Below are 14229 nucleotides of genomic sequence, written 5' to 3'. Positions count from 1 at the left end.
CTCTCGTTAGCGGGAGGCGAATTCTACAGCGTTACACGCTGCTGTCAACACCTCTTTTTCTCCGCTTTCGACCGAGAAGATCGAACCGTTGAAAGCGCCAGAACCAACCGGCATTTCCAACTCCTTCCAGGCTTCGATGAACTGAAGCGACCCGCTTTCGAAACCTACTTAACTCATTGAATCTCAAGGAGTTTTCCGTTTCGACTGCGCCGGAAGTGGGGCGAATTATAGAGACTCAGAATCTGCCGTCAACCCTTAATTTCATAAATCTGTCATATCGGTCAAAAAATCCCCGAAACGCGAAGGCCGACCTTAAAAGGTCGGCCTTCTTTGCACTGCCCTTCTACTTACAAGCTAGGGAAAGCGAATTGCGAAGCCTCATGGCTCGCACGCTGCGGCCAGCGCTGGGTGATCGCCTTGCGACGAGTGTAGAAGCGCACACCATCCGGGCCATAGGCATGCAGGTCGCCGAACAGCGAACGCTTCCAGCCACCGAAGCTGTGGTAAGCCACCGGCACCGGCAATGGAACGTTGACGCCAACCATGCCGACTTCAATCTCGTCGCAGAACAGACGCGCCGCTTCACCGTCACGAGTGAAGATGCAGGTACCGTTGCCGTATTCGTGATCGTTGATCAGCTGCATCGCCTCTTCCAGGCTGTTCACCCGGACGACGCACAGCACCGGCCCGAAAATCTCTTCTTTATAGATGCGCATCTCGGGAGTGACGTTGTCGAACAGGCAGCCACCCAGGAAGAAGCCTTCTTCATGACCGGCAACGCTCAGACCACGACCATCGACCACCAGGGTCGCGCCCGCTGCCACGCCGTCTTCAACATAACCGCTGACCTTGTCGCGCGCCTGACCGGTAACCAACGGCCCCATGTCCAGACCACACGAAGTACCAGCACCGATTTTCAGCGCCTTGATCTGTGGAACCAGTTTGGCCACCAGTGCGTCCGCTACCTGATCGCCCACACACACGGCCACCGAGATCGCCATGCAGCGCTCGCCGCAAGAGCCGTAAGCCGCGCCCATCAGTGCGCTGACCGCATTGTCCAGATCCGCATCCGGCATCAGCACCGCGTGGTTCTTCGCGCCGCCCAGTGCCTGCACGCGCTTGCCGCGCTTGGTGCCTTCGGCATAGATGTATTCGGCAATCGGCGTCGAACCCACGAAGCTCAGCGCTTTGACTTCCGGCGCTTCGATGAGCGCGTCCACCGCAGTCTTGTCACCGTGCACTACGCTAAGCACGCCTTTCGGCAGACCGGCTTCCAGCAGCAGTTGCGCGATCAGCAGGGTCGAGCTCGGATCACGCTCGGATGGTTTGAGGATGAAGCAGTTGCCGCAGACGATCGCCAGCGGATACATCCACAGCGGCACCATCGCCGGGAAGTTGAACGGGGTGATACCGGCCACCACGCCCAGCGGCTGGAAGTCCGACCAGGCATCAATGTTCGGGCCGACGTTGCGGCTGTACTCGCCCTTGAGGATTTCCGGCGCTGCACAGGCGAACTCAACGTTCTCGATACCGCGCTTCAGTTCACCGGCAGCATCTTCCAGAGTCTTGCCATGTTCTTCGCTGATCAACTGTGCGATGCGCGCTTCGTTCTGCTCCAGCAGTTGCTTGAAACGGAACATCACCTGAGCACGTTTCGCCGGTGGCGTATTGCGCCAGGCCGGGAATGCAGCCTTGGCGGCATCGATGGCTTTCTGGATGGTTTCCTGGCTGGCCAGCGGCAGTTTGTGGATAGCCTGACCGGTGGACGGGTTGAACACATCGACCGCGCGACCGTTCTCGGTCACCAGTTCGCCATTGATCAAATGCGGGATAACGCTCATCGGGAGACTCCTGAATTCTTGTGCGCAGACGCCCGCACGGGGCGCCTGCTATTGGCGTATCTATATAGAAGGAAAAATCAGTCGAGCTTGTTCAGCACTTCGCCGACCGCGTCGAACAGACGATCAAGGTCTTGCGGCTTGCTGTTGAAGGTTGGGCCGAACTGCAGGGTGTCGCCGCCGAAGCGCACGTAGAACCCGGCTTTCCACAAGGCCATGCCCGCTTCGAACGGACGCACGATGGCGTCGCCGTCACGGCCCGCGATCTGGATCGCACCGGCCAGACCGTAGTTACGAATGTCGATGACGTTCTTCGCGCCTTTCAGACCATGCAGGGCATTCTCGAAATGCGGTGCGACTTCGGCCACGCTCTGCACCAGGTTTTCCTTTTGCAGCAGGTCGAGTGCCGCAAGACCTGCGGCGCAAGCCACCGGGTGCGCCGAGTAGGTGTAGCCGTGCGGGAATTCCACGGCGTATTCCGGGGTCGGCTGGTTCATGAAAGTCTGATAGATCTCGGAGCTGGCAATCACCGCGCCCATCGGGATCGCACCGTTGGTGACTTGCTTGGCGATGCACATCAGGTCCGGGGTCACGCCGAAGGTGGTGGCGCCGAACATGGTGCCGGTACGACCGAAACCGGTGATCACTTCGTCGAACACCAGCAGGATGTTGTGCTGATCGCAGATTTCACGCAGACGCTTCAGGTAACCCTGTGGCGGAACCAGCACGCCAGCGGAACCGGCCAGAGGCTCAACGAACACCGCTGCGATGTTCGAAGCATCGTGCAGCTCGATCAGCTTCAGCAGCTCATCGGCCAGTGCGATACCGCCCTGCTCCGGCATGCCACGGGAGAAAGCATTGCTCGCCAGCAGAGTGTGCGGCAGGTGATCGACGTCCATCATCGCCTGACCGAACAGCTTGCGGTTGCCGTTGACGCCACCGAGGCTGGTGCCGGCGATGTTCACGCCGTGGTAACCACGGGCGCGACCGATCATTTTGGTCTTGGTCGACTGGCCTTTCAGGCGCCAGTAGGCGCGGACCATTTTCACCGCGGTATCGGCACACTCGGAACCCGAGTCGGTGAAGAACACGTGATTCAGATTGCCCGGCGTCAGGTCGGTGATTTTCTCCGCCAGCTGGAACGACAGCGGGTGGCCGTACTGGAAGCCCGGCGAGTAATCGAGAGTGCCCAACTGCTTGGCCACCGCTTCCTGGATTTCCTTGCGGGTATGCCCGGCGCCGCAGGTCCACAGACCGGACAGCGAGTCGTACACCTTGCGGCCCTTGTCGTCGATCAGCCAGCTGCCTTCGGCGCCGACGATCAGGCGCGGGTCGCGCTGGAAGTTGCGGTTGGCGGTGTACGGCATCCAGTGCGCGTCCAGCTTCAGTTGGCTGGCCAGTGGCGACGACGCGTTTTCAGGCATGTTCATCGGGCAAAACCTCGCAGGGCAATAAGCTTCAGAGAGATAGAAAGCGTTGTTGCAGCTAAATTGCCACGGGGATAAAGTCGGTGAAATTCAACTCTTCTAACCTTCAGTTAGAACTCTGCTAAACAATGAGAACAACAGCATGAGCAGCCGTCGCCCCGATCCACTGGCCCAGGTCAGTGACTTTGATATTCGCCTGCTGCGGATTTTTCGCAGCGTGGTGGAGTGCGGCGGCTTTTCGGCGGCGGAAACCGTGCTCGGCATCGGTCGCTCGGCGATCAGCCAGCAAATGAGCGATCTGGAGCAGCGCCTCGGCCTGCGGCTGTGCCAACGCGGGCGCGCCGGTTTCTCCCTGACCGAAGAAGGCCGCGAGGTCTATCAATCGGCGTTGCAGCTACTAAGTGCGCTGGAAAGTTTCCGCACCGAGGTCAACGGCCTGCACCAGCACTTGCGCGGCGAATTGATCATCGGCCTGACCGACAACCTCGTCACCCTGCCCCACATGCGCATCACCCACGCGCTCGCGCAATTGAAGGAACGCGGGCCGGACGTGCAGATCCAGATCCGCATGATAGCTCCCAACGAAGTCGAACAAGGCGTGCTCGACGGACGCCTGCACGTCGGCGTGGTGCCGCAGGCCAGTGCGTTGTCGGGGCTGGAATATCAGCCGCTGTACAGCGAACGTTCGCTGCTCTACTGCGCGGTTGGCCATCCACTGTTTTACGTCGACGATAAACAGCTGGACGACGAGCGCCTCAACAGTCAGGACGCCATCGCCCCGACCTTCCGTTTGCCGGCAGAGATCCAGGCGCACTATCAGGCACTCAATTGCACCGCCAGCGCTTCCGACCGTGAAGGCATGGCGTTCCTGATTCTGACCGGACGCTACATAGGTTATCTGCCGGATCACTACGCCAGTCTCTGGGTTCAACAAGGTCGCTTGCGCGCACTCAAGGCCAGCACCCGCTTCTATGACTTGAGCCTGGCCTCGGTCACCCGCAAGGGCCGCCGCCCTCATCTGGTACTGGAAAGTTTTCTCGAAAGCCTCGCCGCCACCCGCTGACGACCGGGGTTTTATTCGCCCGGGGCTTGTCCCACGCCGACGGTTGCGCTATCAACGCAACTGGTTGCACCCCACAGACAAACCCGGAAGTGCCTATGACCTTTGAAGTCCCCGCTCACGGCGGCAAACCTGCCAGCCGCATTCGTCAGAAGAACGAAGAGACCATCATCAAAGCCGCCGAAGACGAGTTCGCCCGTCACGGGTACAAAGGCACGAGCATGAACACCATCGCCACCAAGGCCGGGCTACCCAAGGCGAATCTGCATTACTACTTCACCAACAAGCTCGGGCTGTACGTGGCGGTGCTGAGCAACATCCTTCAATTGTGGGACAGCACCTTCAACACCCTCACGGCCGAGGACGATCCGGCCGAAGCGCTGACCCGCTACATCCGCGCCAAAATGGAATTCTCCCGTCGCCAGCCGCAAGCGTCGCGGATCTTTGCGATGGAAGTGATCAGCGGCGGCGAATGCCTGACCGAATATTTCAACCAGGATTACCGCGCCTGGTTCCAGGGCCGCGCCGGCGTGTTCCAGGCCTGGATCGACGCGGGCAAAATGGACCCGGTCGACCCGGTACACCTGATCTTCTTGTTGTGGGGCAGCACCCAGCACTACGCCGACTTCGCCACCCAGATCTGCCGGGTGACCGGTCGCAGCAAGTTGACCAAACAGGACATGGAAGACGCCGGCAACAACCTGATCCGCATCATCCTCAAAGGCTGCGGCCTCACTTCTTCTATATAAGTCGTTTTATGCCATTCACCCTCAGCGGCTTTTGCGAATTCCGCGAAGAGATTCGCAAAAGCCGTTTCATCACCTTCGCCGCGCCGATCGGCAGCCCCGCGGAGGCGCAAGCCTTCATCGAGCAGCACAGCGACTTGAACGCTTCGCACAATTGCTGGGCGTGGAAGCTCGGCGATCAATACCGCAGCAACGACGACGGCGAACCCGGCGGCACTGCCGGGCGGCCGATTCTCGCGGCCATCGAAGCGCAGGACTGCGATCAGGTCGCGGTGCTGGTGATCCGCTGGTACGGCGGCATTCAACTGGGCACCGGCGGTCTGGCCCGGGCCTATGGCGGCGGCGCCAACAAATGCCTGCAAGCAGCGCCGAAGATCGAGTTGATCAGTCGCGTGCCCGTGCATTGCGCCTGCGCCTTTGGCGAACTGGCGCTGGTGAAACTGCGGGTCGTGGATCTGGGCGGATTGGTAATCGAAGAAAACTTCACCGCCAATGGTGTCGAGTTACAACTGGCCGTGGGCGAAGCGCACATCGAACTCTTGCAGAATCAGTTGGCCGACCTGAGCCGTGGGCGAATCCTGCTGCAGCGTTGAAGCCTCGCCATGTTTTGGGGCACAACCCCGTTTACTTATGCCCGAGACTTGCCCACATCCGCTGTGCACCCGGCTGTGGATAACCTGAGCACAGGATGCTGTAACCCTTCTGTCACGTGGCTTTGCGGGATTTGTTCACTTTTCGTCCAATCGACTGACGCAACAAACAATTTCACGTAAAAACAATCGCTTAGCGGTGTTTATCGCCTTTAGAAGAAAGCCCGGCAGTGCTTATGCCCGGGATTTTGTCTTGCGCACAAATACTGTGGAGCAACCTGTGGATAAGCCGTTCATGGCTGGCGCAGTCGCAGGTTCTGCATGGCTTCGGCAGGGTTGCTCGTTTTTTGATCAGCCAGGCGCGGGCAAAACTGGAGCCTGATCGAAGGCTTCGCCCTCATGTGGTGCCGTGCAGGCATCCGAATTCGATTCGCAGGCTCTACGCCAAAGGCTGGCAAACAGCGCCCGCCTGCGTTCCTGACTCAATGGCCAGGAAATTGCTTTATCCACAGGCACAACTCCAAGCGACCCGAGCCTGTCATGCCAAACCCCACGTCCACACCGCGCCTGCAACTGCGCCACATCAGCAAACGTTATCCCGGTTGCCTCGCCAATGACGCCATCGACCTAAGCATCGCCCCCGGTGAAATTCACGCACTGCTCGGTGAAAACGGTGCAGGCAAAAGCACCTTGATGAAGATCATCTACGGCGTCACCCAGGCCGATTCGGGCGAGATGCTGTGGCAGGGTCAACCGGTGATCATGCGCAACCCGGCCCAGGCGCGGCAGTTGGGCATCGGCATGGTGTTCCAGCATTTCTCGCTGTTCGAGACCCTGAGCGTGGCGCAGAACATTGCATTGGCGATGGGCGCAGGAGCCGGTTCGCCGAAACAGCTGGAGGCGAAAATCCGTGAAGTGTCGCGCCGATATGGCATGGCGCTGGAACCCCAGCGACTTGTCCACAGCCTGTCGATCGGCGAGCGCCAACGGGTCGAGATCGTTCGTTGCCTGATGCAGGACATTCGCCTGCTGATTCTCGACGAACCGACCTCGGTACTCACTCCGCAGGAAGCCGACGAGTTGTTCATTACCCTGTGCCGGCTCGCGGCGGAGGGCTGCAGCATTCTGTTCATCAGCCACAAACTCGGCGAGGTGCGCGCTTTGTGCCATAGCGCCACGGTGTTGCGCGGTGGTCGGGTAGCCGGGCATTACGTGCCGGCCGACTGCACCGACCGGCAACTGGCGCAATTGATGGTGGGCGACACCGCGACTTTGATCGGTGAGTTCACGAAGGTCACCGGTGGCGCGGCGTTTTTGCAGGTCAGCGGATTGAACTGGCACAACCCGGATCCGTTTGGCTGCTCCCTGAGCGACATCGACCTGCAGGTGCGCAGCGGTGAAATCGTCGGCATCGCTGGCGTGGCAGGCAACGGTCAGGACGAGTTACTGGCCTTGCTCAGCGGCGAACAGACATTGCCCCACAACGCAGCGCCAACCATCCGCTTCCGAGAACACGCCGTCGCTGATCTGCGCCCGGATGTACGACGCAAACTCGGTCTGGCGTTCGTCCCCGCCGAGCGCCTCGGGCATGGCGCGGTGCCGGACATGAGCCTGGCGGACAACGCCCTGCTCACCGCCTTTCAACAAGGCCTGGTCAGCCACGGTTTGATCGAGCGCGGCAAGGTCGAAACCCTCGCCCAAACGATCATCCAGCGCTTCGGCGTGAAAACCCCGGACACTCAAACCGCTGCCCGCAGCCTGTCCGGCGGCAATCTGCAGAAATTCATCCTTGGCCGGGAAATCCTCCAGCAACCGAAACTGCTGATCGCCGCGCATCCGACTTGGGGCGTGGATGTCGGCGCGGCGGCCACCATCCACCGCGCACTGATTGCCCTGCGCGATGCCGGGGCGGCGATTCTGGTGATTTCTGAAGACCTCGACGAACTGTTCCAGATCAGCGATCGCCTCGGCGCGCTGTGCGGCGGGCGTCTGTCGGCGTTGCAGGACACGGCGCTGACCCGCCTCAGCGACGTCGGCGGCTGGATGGCCGGCCAGTTCGACACCCCTCAATCACAACCGGCCACGGTTTAACGGAGTTTTCCCATGTTGCTTTCCCTCGAACCCCGTGGCCGGCAATCGCGCCTGATGCTGTGGTGCTCGCCGGTGCTGGCGGCGGCGCTGACGCTGGTGTGCGGATCTTTGCTGTTCGTCGCCCTTGGCCATGATCCACTGAAGACTTTGCATACTTTGCTGATCGCCCCGGTCAGCGACCTGTATGGCGTTTCCGAACTGCTGGTCAAAACCCTGCCGATCCTGTTGTGTGCGTTGGGCCTCGCAGTGGCCTATCAGGCGCGAATCTGGAACATCGGCGCCGAAGGCCAGCTGCTGCTCGGCGCCCTGGCTGGCAGTGCGCTGGCGGTAAATATCATCGATATGCAAAGCCGCTGGGCGCTGGTGCTGATTCTGCTCACCGGCACACTCGCCGGCGCCGCCTGGGCCGGGCTCACCGCCTGGTTGCGCACTCGCTTCAACGCCAACGAAATCCTTACCAGCATCATGCTCAATTACATCGCGCTGAACCTGTTGCTGTTCTGCGTGCACGGGCCGCTGAAAGATCCGGCCGGGTTCAATTTTCCCGAGTCGGCGATGTTCAGCGACACCAGCCGCCTGCCGCTGTTGATGGAGGACGGGCGGGCGCATATCGGCGTGTATTTCGCCTTGCTCGCGCTGGTCGCGGTGTGGGTGTTGCTGCAGAAAAGCTTCGTCGGTTTCCAGATCAAGGTGCTGGGCCTGGACAAGCGTGCGGCGGGATTCGTCGGGTTTCGCGAGAAGCGTCTGATCTGGCTGGCGCTGTTGATCAGCGGCGGATTGGCCGGGCTTGCCGGCGTCTGCGAAGTCACCGGGCCGATCGGCCAACTGGTGCCGCAGGTCTCGCCGGGTTACGGCTATGCAGCGATCACTGTGGCGTTTCTCGGCAGGCTAAATCCGATCGGCATTCTGTTTTCCAGCCTGTTGATGGCGTTGCTGTACATCGGTGGCGAGAGCGCGCAGATGACGTTGAATCTGCCGCAGGCGATCACTCAGTTGTTCCAGGGAATGATGCTGTTTTTCCTGCTGGCCTGTGACGTGCTGATCCTCTATCGGCCACGCCTGAACCTGCGCTGGGTACGGCGCACTTCTACCACCGCCGTAACCGCCGGAGTGCTGTGATGGATATCGATCTACTGAGCAATATTTTCTACGCCATGGTGCGCTGCGGTACTCCACTGCTCTTGGTGGCGCTGGGTGAACTGATCTGCGAGAAGAGCGGCGTACTCAACCTCGGCCAGGAAGGGATGATGCTGTTTGGCGCGGTGATCGGTTTCATCGTCGCGTTCAACAGCGGCAACCTGTGGCTGGGCGTGGTGTTGGCGATGCTTGCCGGGATGCTGTTGTCGTCGCTGTTTGCCCTGGTGGCGCTGGTGTTCAACGCCAATCAGGTGGCGACCGGGCTGGCGCTGACGATTTTTGGCGTGGGCCTGTCGACCTTTGTCGGCGCGGCGTGGGTTGGCAAACCGCTGGCGGGATTCGAGCCGCTGGCGATTCCATACTTGAGCGAAACCCCGCTGATCGGCCGGATGCTGTTTGCCCAGGATCTGCTGGTGTACCTGTCGTTCGCGCTGTTTGCGCTGGTGGCGTGGGTGATCGTGAAAAGTCGTGTCGGGCTGATCATTCAAGCCGTTGGCGAGAATCCGGATGCGGCGAGTGCCATGGGCTTGCCGGTGCTGACCGTGCGCACACTGGCGGTGCTGTTTGGCGGCGCGATGGCCGGACTGGCCGGGGCTTATCTGTCGCTGGCGTACACGCCGATGTGGGCAGAAAACATGACCGCCGGACGCGGCTGGATCGCACTGGCGCTGGTGGTGTTCGCCAGTTGGCGGGTGTGGCGGTTGCTGCTCGGCGCGTATCTGTTCGGACTCGCCAGCATCCTGCACCTGGTGGCGCAGGGGTTGGGGCTGGCGATTCCTTCGAGTCTGCTGGCGATGCTGCCGTACGTCGCGACCATTCTGGTGCTGGTGTTGTTGTCGCGGGATGCGGTGCGTACGCGGCTGTATGCGCCGGTTTCATTGGGACAGCCATGGCAGGCCGGACATTAAGCCGTGACGGCTCGCGACAGCGGCCGAACCGGCAACACCTGAGCAATGCCCCACGCCAGTTCGAAGACCAGGAACCCCACCAGCAACGAACTGGCGCCGTGGACCAGGGCATACGCCTGCCACGCGGCAAACAGAAACCGCGCCACCGCGTCATACCGTCCATAAACCGGCTGCGGATCGCGAATCCGCAGCACGGCCCAAACACAAACCACCGAACCCAACAGATTCGCCATCAACATGTGCACAGGTTCGAACGCCGGCAGCTCACCGGGCAGATCCAGCGCCTGGCTCAACGCCGTCAACAGCCCATGCAACGCGGCAAAACTCCACGGCGTGACAAACGCCGCCGTGACGATCAAGTCATACCAGGCACTGCCGCGCACCAACCGCCGATACTGCGTTGAAGTCCACATCGTCCTTGCTCCGAAAATTCAGGGAGCAACCACGGTAAAGCCTGGAGTATGCTCCAGGGTCAAACACTTTCGAGATCTCCGGGATGCGCATTGGTGAGCTGGCCCAGGCCTGCGATGTCAGCCGTGACACGCTGCGTTTCTACGAAGAGCGCGGATTGATCGCAGCGCAACGCAGCGCCAACGGTTATCGCGACTATCCACCGGAGATGGCGCAACTGGTGCTCTACATCAAGACTGCGCAGCGTCTGGGTTTTACCCTCGGCGAGATCGGCAGCAGCGTGGGCGCGTTGTGGCAATCGCCCAACCCCGACACGGCCGTCACGCAACTGCTGCAAGACAAACTCAAACTGATCGAAACCCGTATGGCCGAACTCGGCGAGCTGCGTCACGAATTGCAGCAACGGCTCGGCCAACGCTGTCCATTGAACCCGTGATCTTTCAACTTTCAAGGAAAGCCAATCATGTCCGCACTTAATCCTGCCAAGCACGCACTGATCATCGGCGCCTCCCGGGGCCTGGGCCTGGGGCTGGTGAAAACCCTGCTGACCGACGGCTGGCAAGTCACCGCCACGGTTCGCAATCCTGCGAACGCCGAGGCATTGAAAGCACTGGGTAACGTGCAGATCGAAAAACTCGACATGGACGACCAGCAAGCGGTGATCGCCCTGAGCCAGCAGCTCAAGGGCGAGACTTTCGACCTGCTGTTCGTCAACGCCGGGGTCAAAGGCCCGGAAGTCCAGACGCCGGGCGGCGCGACGCTGGCTGAAGTCGGTCAGCTGTTCTTCACCAACGCCGTGGCGCCGATCAATCTGGCCCAGCGCTTCGTCGGGCAGATCCGCGACGGCAGCGGCGTGCTGGCATTCATGAGTTCGGTGCTCGGCAGCGTGACCATGCCCGACGCGCCGGAACTGGCGCTGTACAAGGCCAGCAAAGCGGCGCTGAACTCGATGACCAACAGCTTCGTCACCCAGTTGGGCGAGCAGAAACTGACTGTGCTGTCGCTGCATCCGGGCTGGGTGAAAACCGACATGGGCGGCGACGGTGCCGACATCGACGTGGAGACCAGCACCCGTGGCCTGGTGGATCAGGTGGACGCGTTTGCCGGCAAGGGCGGCCATCACTTCGTGAACTACAAGGGTGAAACCATTCCCTGGTAATCAACAGATCCCCAATGTGGGAGCGAGCCTGCTCGCGATGGCAGCGGATTAGCCAGGAGATATGTCGACTGACACTCCGCATCGCGAGCAGGCTCGCTCCTACAAAGGGATTGTGTTGTCTGGTCGGTTTGGGCTTGCCCGTCGCAACATTTTGTTCGAAACTCCGCACCTCGTCCTTCGCGGCGACCCTGGATCAGCAGACAGGGCAACACTGAGCTGGCAACCCTGAACCCAACTTTCAGAGGAGCCGGCCACAATGCCTGCGACCCGTATCTGGTTAAAAAATCCCCTCGCCATTTTCACGGCCAACAGTCTCGATGCCCGTGGCGGTCTGGTGCTGCAAGACGGTGTGATCACCGAAGTGCTCGGCGCTGGCCAGCAACCTTCCGCCCCATGCAATGAAGTGTTCGACGCCCGTGAACACGTGATCCTGCCGGGCCTGATCAACACCCATCACCACTTCTATCAGACCCTGACCCGCGCCTGGGCGCCGGTGGTCAATCAGCCGTTGTTCCCGTGGCTGAAAACCCTGTACCCGGTGTGGGCGCGCCTGACGCCTGAAAAACTCGCCCTCGCCACCAAAGTCGCGCTGGCCGAATTGCTGCTGTCGGGCTGCACCACCGCTGCCGACCACCATTACCTGTTCCCGGATGGCCTGGAAAACGCCATCGACGTGCAGGTCGAAACCGTGCGCGAACTGGGCATGCGCGCCATGCTCACCCGCGGTTCGATGAGCCTCGGCGAGAAGGACGGCGGCCTGCCTCCGCAGCAGACCGTGCAGGAAGGCCAGGTGATTCTCGATGACAGCCAGCGGCTGATTCACGAGTACCACGAACGGGGCGACGGCGCGCAAATCCAGATCGCTTTGGCGCCATGCTCGCCGTTCTCGGTGACCCCGGAAATCATGTCCGCCAGCGCCGAACTGGCGAACACACTCGATGTGCGCCTGCACACCCACCTCGCCGAAACCCTCGACGAAGAAGACTTCTGCCTGCAACGTTTCGGTCTGCGCACCGTGGATTATCTGGACAGCGTCGGCTGGCTCGGCCCGCGCACCTGGCTGGCCCACGGCATCCATTTCAACCCCGACGAAATCGCCCGCCTCGGCGCCGCCGGCACCGGCATCTGCCATTGCCCGAGCTCGAACATGCGTCTGGCGTCCGGCATCTGCCCAAGCATCGAACTGACCGATGCTGGCGCGCTGTTCGGTCTCGGTGTGGATGGCTCGGCCTCCAACGATGCGTCAAACATGATCCTCGAAGCGCGTCAGGCGCTGTACATCCAGCGTCTGCGTTATGGCGCCGAGAAGATCACCCCGGAACGCGTGCTGGGCTGGGCGACCAAGGGCTCGGCGAGCCTGCTCGGTCGCACCGATATCGGTGAACTGGCGGTGGGCAAGCAGGCGGATCTGGCGTTGTTCAAGCTGGATGAGTTGCGCTTCTCCGGCAGCCATGACCCGATCTCGGCGTTGCTGTTGTGCGGCGCGGATCGTGCGGATCGGGTGATGGTCGGCGGCAAGTGGCGTGTGGTTGACGGGCAGGTTGAAGGCCTGGATCTCAAAGGTTTGATTGCCGATCACAGCCAGGCGGCTCGACAGTTGATCGCCGGCACCTGACTCCCCGGCGCTTAAACCTGTGAGAGCTAACCTGCTAGCGATTGCGATCTGTCAGTAAACAAGATTTTGACTGATGTACCGTAATCGCTAGCAGGCTAGCTCCCACATTGGTTTGTGGTGGGCTCAGAGGCCCAACAGCGACAACATGATGAACGTCGCAAACAGCACAAAGTGGGTCATGCCCTCGATGGCATTGGTCTCGCCGTCATTGAGGTTGATCGCGCTGACGATCAGCGTGATGAAGATCATCACCGTCTGCACCGGCGTCATCGCCATCTGAAACGGCTGCCCCGTGTAGAGCGCCATCGCCTCCATCACCGGCACCGTCAAAATCACCGTCGACAACGACGCCCCCATCGCAATGTTGACCACCGACTGCATGCGGTTGGCCAACGCCGCGCGCAACGCGGTCAGAATCTCCGGCGCTGCCGAGATCGCCGCCACCAGAATCGCCGTGATCACCGGCGGTGCGCCCGTCCCTTCCAGGCCCAGATCGAGGGTCTTGGACATCACCTCGGCCAGTGCACCGATCACCACCACACCGAACACCAGAATGCCGATCGACAGCGCCAGGCTGACCGGTTTCGGCTCCTGTTCCACGGGCTCTTTCTTGCGGCGCTTGTCCGGGTAGCTGTAGCTGAAAAAGTAACTGTGCGGCCCGACCTGCATGCGCAGGAACAACGCATAAAGCACCACCATCGCGCCGATGGTGAACGCCGAATAGATTTTCCAGTTGGCCTCGGGAATGAACTCCGGCACCACCATCGACACGCCCATGGCGGTGAGGATCATCACGCTGTAACTGCGGGCCGAGTCGTCGTTGTAGGACTGCTCGCCATGTTTGATCCCGCCCATCAATGCGGCGAGGCCGAGGATGCCGTTGATGTCGAGCATCACCGCCGAATAGATCGTGTCGCGCACCAGCGTCGGCGAGGCTTCGTTGCTCATCATGATCGCCAGGATCACCACTTCCACCAGCACGGCGGCGAGGGTCAGGATCATCGTGCCGTACGGGTCGCCGACTTTTTCCGCGAGCAGTTCAGCCTGATGGGCGACGCGCATCGAGGCGGCGACGATGAACGCGATCAGCACCAGGCCGGCCGTCAGCGCGACGACCTGGCCGCTGTGCAGCAACCAGTGCTCCAGCGGATACGCGACAAAAGCCGCGATCAGGGCCAGCAGCAGAAAGCTTTCTTGCTTGAGGATCATGAGCATGGCGGGCCTTTTGGCGCAGGGGTTCGAATGAG

Annotated in this window: 13 protein-coding genes; 9 read left to right on the top strand and 4 right to left on the bottom strand. The window is 61.0% G+C overall.

Translation table 11 applies throughout. From position 1 onward, the window contains the following. Window positions 1–347: 347 nt before the first annotated feature. Both N8H71_RS10040 and N8H71_RS10035 read right to left on the bottom strand, forming a co-directional pair. Window positions 348–1841 (bottom strand): CoA-acylating methylmalonate-semialdehyde dehydrogenase, encoded by a 1494-nt coding sequence (locus tag N8H71_RS10040; protein ID WP_169428735.1) that lies wholly within the window; start codon window positions 1839–1841, stop codon window positions 348–350. A 77-nt stretch (window positions 1842–1918) separates the two neighbouring features. Further along, window positions 1919–3268, bottom strand: a complete 1350-nt coding sequence (locus N8H71_RS10035; RefSeq protein ID WP_007958518.1) for an aspartate aminotransferase family protein — start codon at window positions 3266–3268, stop codon at window positions 1919–1921. A gap of 139 nt (window positions 3269–3407) precedes the next feature. On the opposite strand from N8H71_RS10035, the gene N8H71_RS10030 reads away from it, so the two are divergent. From N8H71_RS10030 to N8H71_RS10005, 6 genes are all read left to right on the top strand, one after another. Continuing rightward, entirely contained in the window at window positions 3408–4328 is a 921-nt protein-coding gene (locus N8H71_RS10030) for a LysR family transcriptional regulator (RefSeq protein ID WP_007958517.1), read from the top strand. Window positions 4329–4423: 95 nt separating this feature from the next. Next, entirely contained in the window at window positions 4424–5074 is a 651-nt protein-coding gene (locus tag N8H71_RS10025) for a TetR/AcrR family transcriptional regulator (RefSeq protein WP_011332324.1), read from the top strand. Window positions 5075–5082: 8 nt separating this feature from the next. Further along, window positions 5083–5664: an IMPACT family protein gene (locus N8H71_RS10020; RefSeq protein WP_262193867.1), complete on the top strand. Its 582-nt coding sequence runs from the start codon at window positions 5083–5085 to the stop codon at window positions 5662–5664. A 537-nt stretch (window positions 5665–6201) separates the two neighbouring features. Next, window positions 6202–7752, top strand: coding sequence for an ABC transporter ATP-binding protein (locus N8H71_RS10015; protein WP_262193866.1), 1551 nt, complete (start codon window positions 6202–6204; stop codon window positions 7750–7752). Window positions 7753–7764: 12 nt separating this feature from the next. Beyond that, a complete protein-coding gene (locus N8H71_RS10010) occupies window positions 7765–8871 on the top strand; it encodes an ABC transporter permease (RefSeq protein WP_262193865.1) in 1107 nt (368 codons plus the stop codon). Then, window positions 8871–9797: an ABC transporter permease gene (locus N8H71_RS10005; protein ID WP_262193864.1), complete on the top strand. Its 927-nt coding sequence runs from the start codon at window positions 8871–8873 to the stop codon at window positions 9795–9797. The genes N8H71_RS10010 and N8H71_RS10005 overlap by 1 nt, the downstream gene beginning before the upstream one ends. On the opposite strand, the gene N8H71_RS10000 is transcribed toward N8H71_RS10005, so the two are convergent. Further along, window positions 9794–10210: a hypothetical protein gene (locus N8H71_RS10000; protein ID WP_262193863.1), complete on the bottom strand. Its 417-nt coding sequence runs from the start codon at window positions 10208–10210 to the stop codon at window positions 9794–9796. The genes N8H71_RS10005 and N8H71_RS10000 overlap by 4 nt on opposite strands. Window positions 10211–10293: 83 nt before the next feature. Between N8H71_RS10000 and N8H71_RS09995 the strand changes: the two genes are divergently transcribed. From N8H71_RS09995 to N8H71_RS09985, 3 genes are all read left to right on the top strand, one after another. Next, window positions 10294–10644, top strand: a complete 351-nt coding sequence (locus N8H71_RS09995) for a MerR family DNA-binding transcriptional regulator (RefSeq protein ID WP_007958509.1) — start codon at window positions 10294–10296, stop codon at window positions 10642–10644. A 27-nt stretch (window positions 10645–10671) separates the two neighbouring features. Further along, entirely contained in the window at window positions 10672–11367 is a 696-nt protein-coding gene (locus tag N8H71_RS09990) for an SDR family oxidoreductase (protein ID WP_262193862.1), read from the top strand. A gap of 256 nt (window positions 11368–11623) precedes the next feature. After that, window positions 11624–12982 carry an 8-oxoguanine deaminase gene (locus N8H71_RS09985; RefSeq protein WP_262193861.1) on the top strand — a complete coding sequence of 453 codons (1359 nt, stop codon included), beginning with the start codon at window positions 11624–11626 and terminating at the stop codon, window positions 12980–12982. 123 nt (window positions 12983–13105) lie between these two features. Here the strand turns inward: N8H71_RS09985 and N8H71_RS09980 are convergent, their stop codons facing one another. Next, the gene (locus tag N8H71_RS09980) at window positions 13106–14197 is read right to left on the bottom strand and encodes a calcium:proton antiporter (RefSeq protein ID WP_262193860.1); all 1092 of its coding nucleotides are present in this window, start codon (window positions 14195–14197) and stop codon (window positions 13106–13108) included. Window positions 14198–14229: the final 32 nt, after the last annotated feature.

The organism is Pseudomonas koreensis (assembly GCF_025447595.1).
Taxonomy (GTDB): Bacteria; Pseudomonadota; Gammaproteobacteria; order Pseudomonadales; family Pseudomonadaceae; genus Aquipseudomonas; species Aquipseudomonas koreensis_H.
Note: the sequence above shows the minus strand (reverse complement) of the source record. Positions and strands in the feature narration are given on the sequence as shown.

What these genes read in the sequence shown, in the direction of transcription:
- N8H71_RS10020 (WP_262193867.1), top strand. Translation starts at nt 5,083, where the DNA reads ATGCCATTCACCCTCAGCGGCTTTTGCGAATTCCGCGAAGAGATTCGC.
- N8H71_RS10040 (WP_169428735.1), bottom strand. Translation starts at nt 1,841, where the DNA reads ATGAGCGTTATCCCGCATTTGATCAATGGCGAACTGGTGACCGAGAAC.
- N8H71_RS10015 (WP_262193866.1), top strand. Translation starts at nt 6,202, where the DNA reads ATGCCAAACCCCACGTCCACACCGCGCCTGCAACTGCGCCACATCAGC.
- N8H71_RS10005 (WP_262193864.1), top strand. Translation starts at nt 8,871, where the DNA reads ATGGATATCGATCTACTGAGCAATATTTTCTACGCCATGGTGCGCTGC.
- N8H71_RS10035 (WP_007958518.1), bottom strand. Translation starts at nt 3,268, where the DNA reads ATGAACATGCCTGAAAACGCGTCGTCGCCACTGGCCAGCCAACTGAAG.
- N8H71_RS10010 (WP_262193865.1), top strand. Translation starts at nt 7,765, where the DNA reads ATGTTGCTTTCCCTCGAACCCCGTGGCCGGCAATCGCGCCTGATGCTG.
- N8H71_RS09990 (WP_262193862.1), top strand. Translation starts at nt 10,672, where the DNA reads ATGTCCGCACTTAATCCTGCCAAGCACGCACTGATCATCGGCGCCTCC.
- N8H71_RS10025 (WP_011332324.1), top strand. Translation starts at nt 4,424, where the DNA reads ATGACCTTTGAAGTCCCCGCTCACGGCGGCAAACCTGCCAGCCGCATT.
- N8H71_RS09985 (WP_262193861.1), top strand. Translation starts at nt 11,624, where the DNA reads ATGCCTGCGACCCGTATCTGGTTAAAAAATCCCCTCGCCATTTTCACG.
- N8H71_RS10000 (WP_262193863.1), bottom strand. Translation starts at nt 10,210, where the DNA reads ATGTGGACTTCAACGCAGTATCGGCGGTTGGTGCGCGGCAGTGCCTGG.
- N8H71_RS09980 (WP_262193860.1), bottom strand. Translation starts at nt 14,197, where the DNA reads ATGCTCATGATCCTCAAGCAAGAAAGCTTTCTGCTGCTGGCCCTGATC.
- N8H71_RS09995 (WP_007958509.1), top strand. Translation starts at nt 10,294, where the DNA reads ATGCGCATTGGTGAGCTGGCCCAGGCCTGCGATGTCAGCCGTGACACG.
- N8H71_RS10030 (WP_007958517.1), top strand. Translation starts at nt 3,408, where the DNA reads ATGAGCAGCCGTCGCCCCGATCCACTGGCCCAGGTCAGTGACTTTGAT.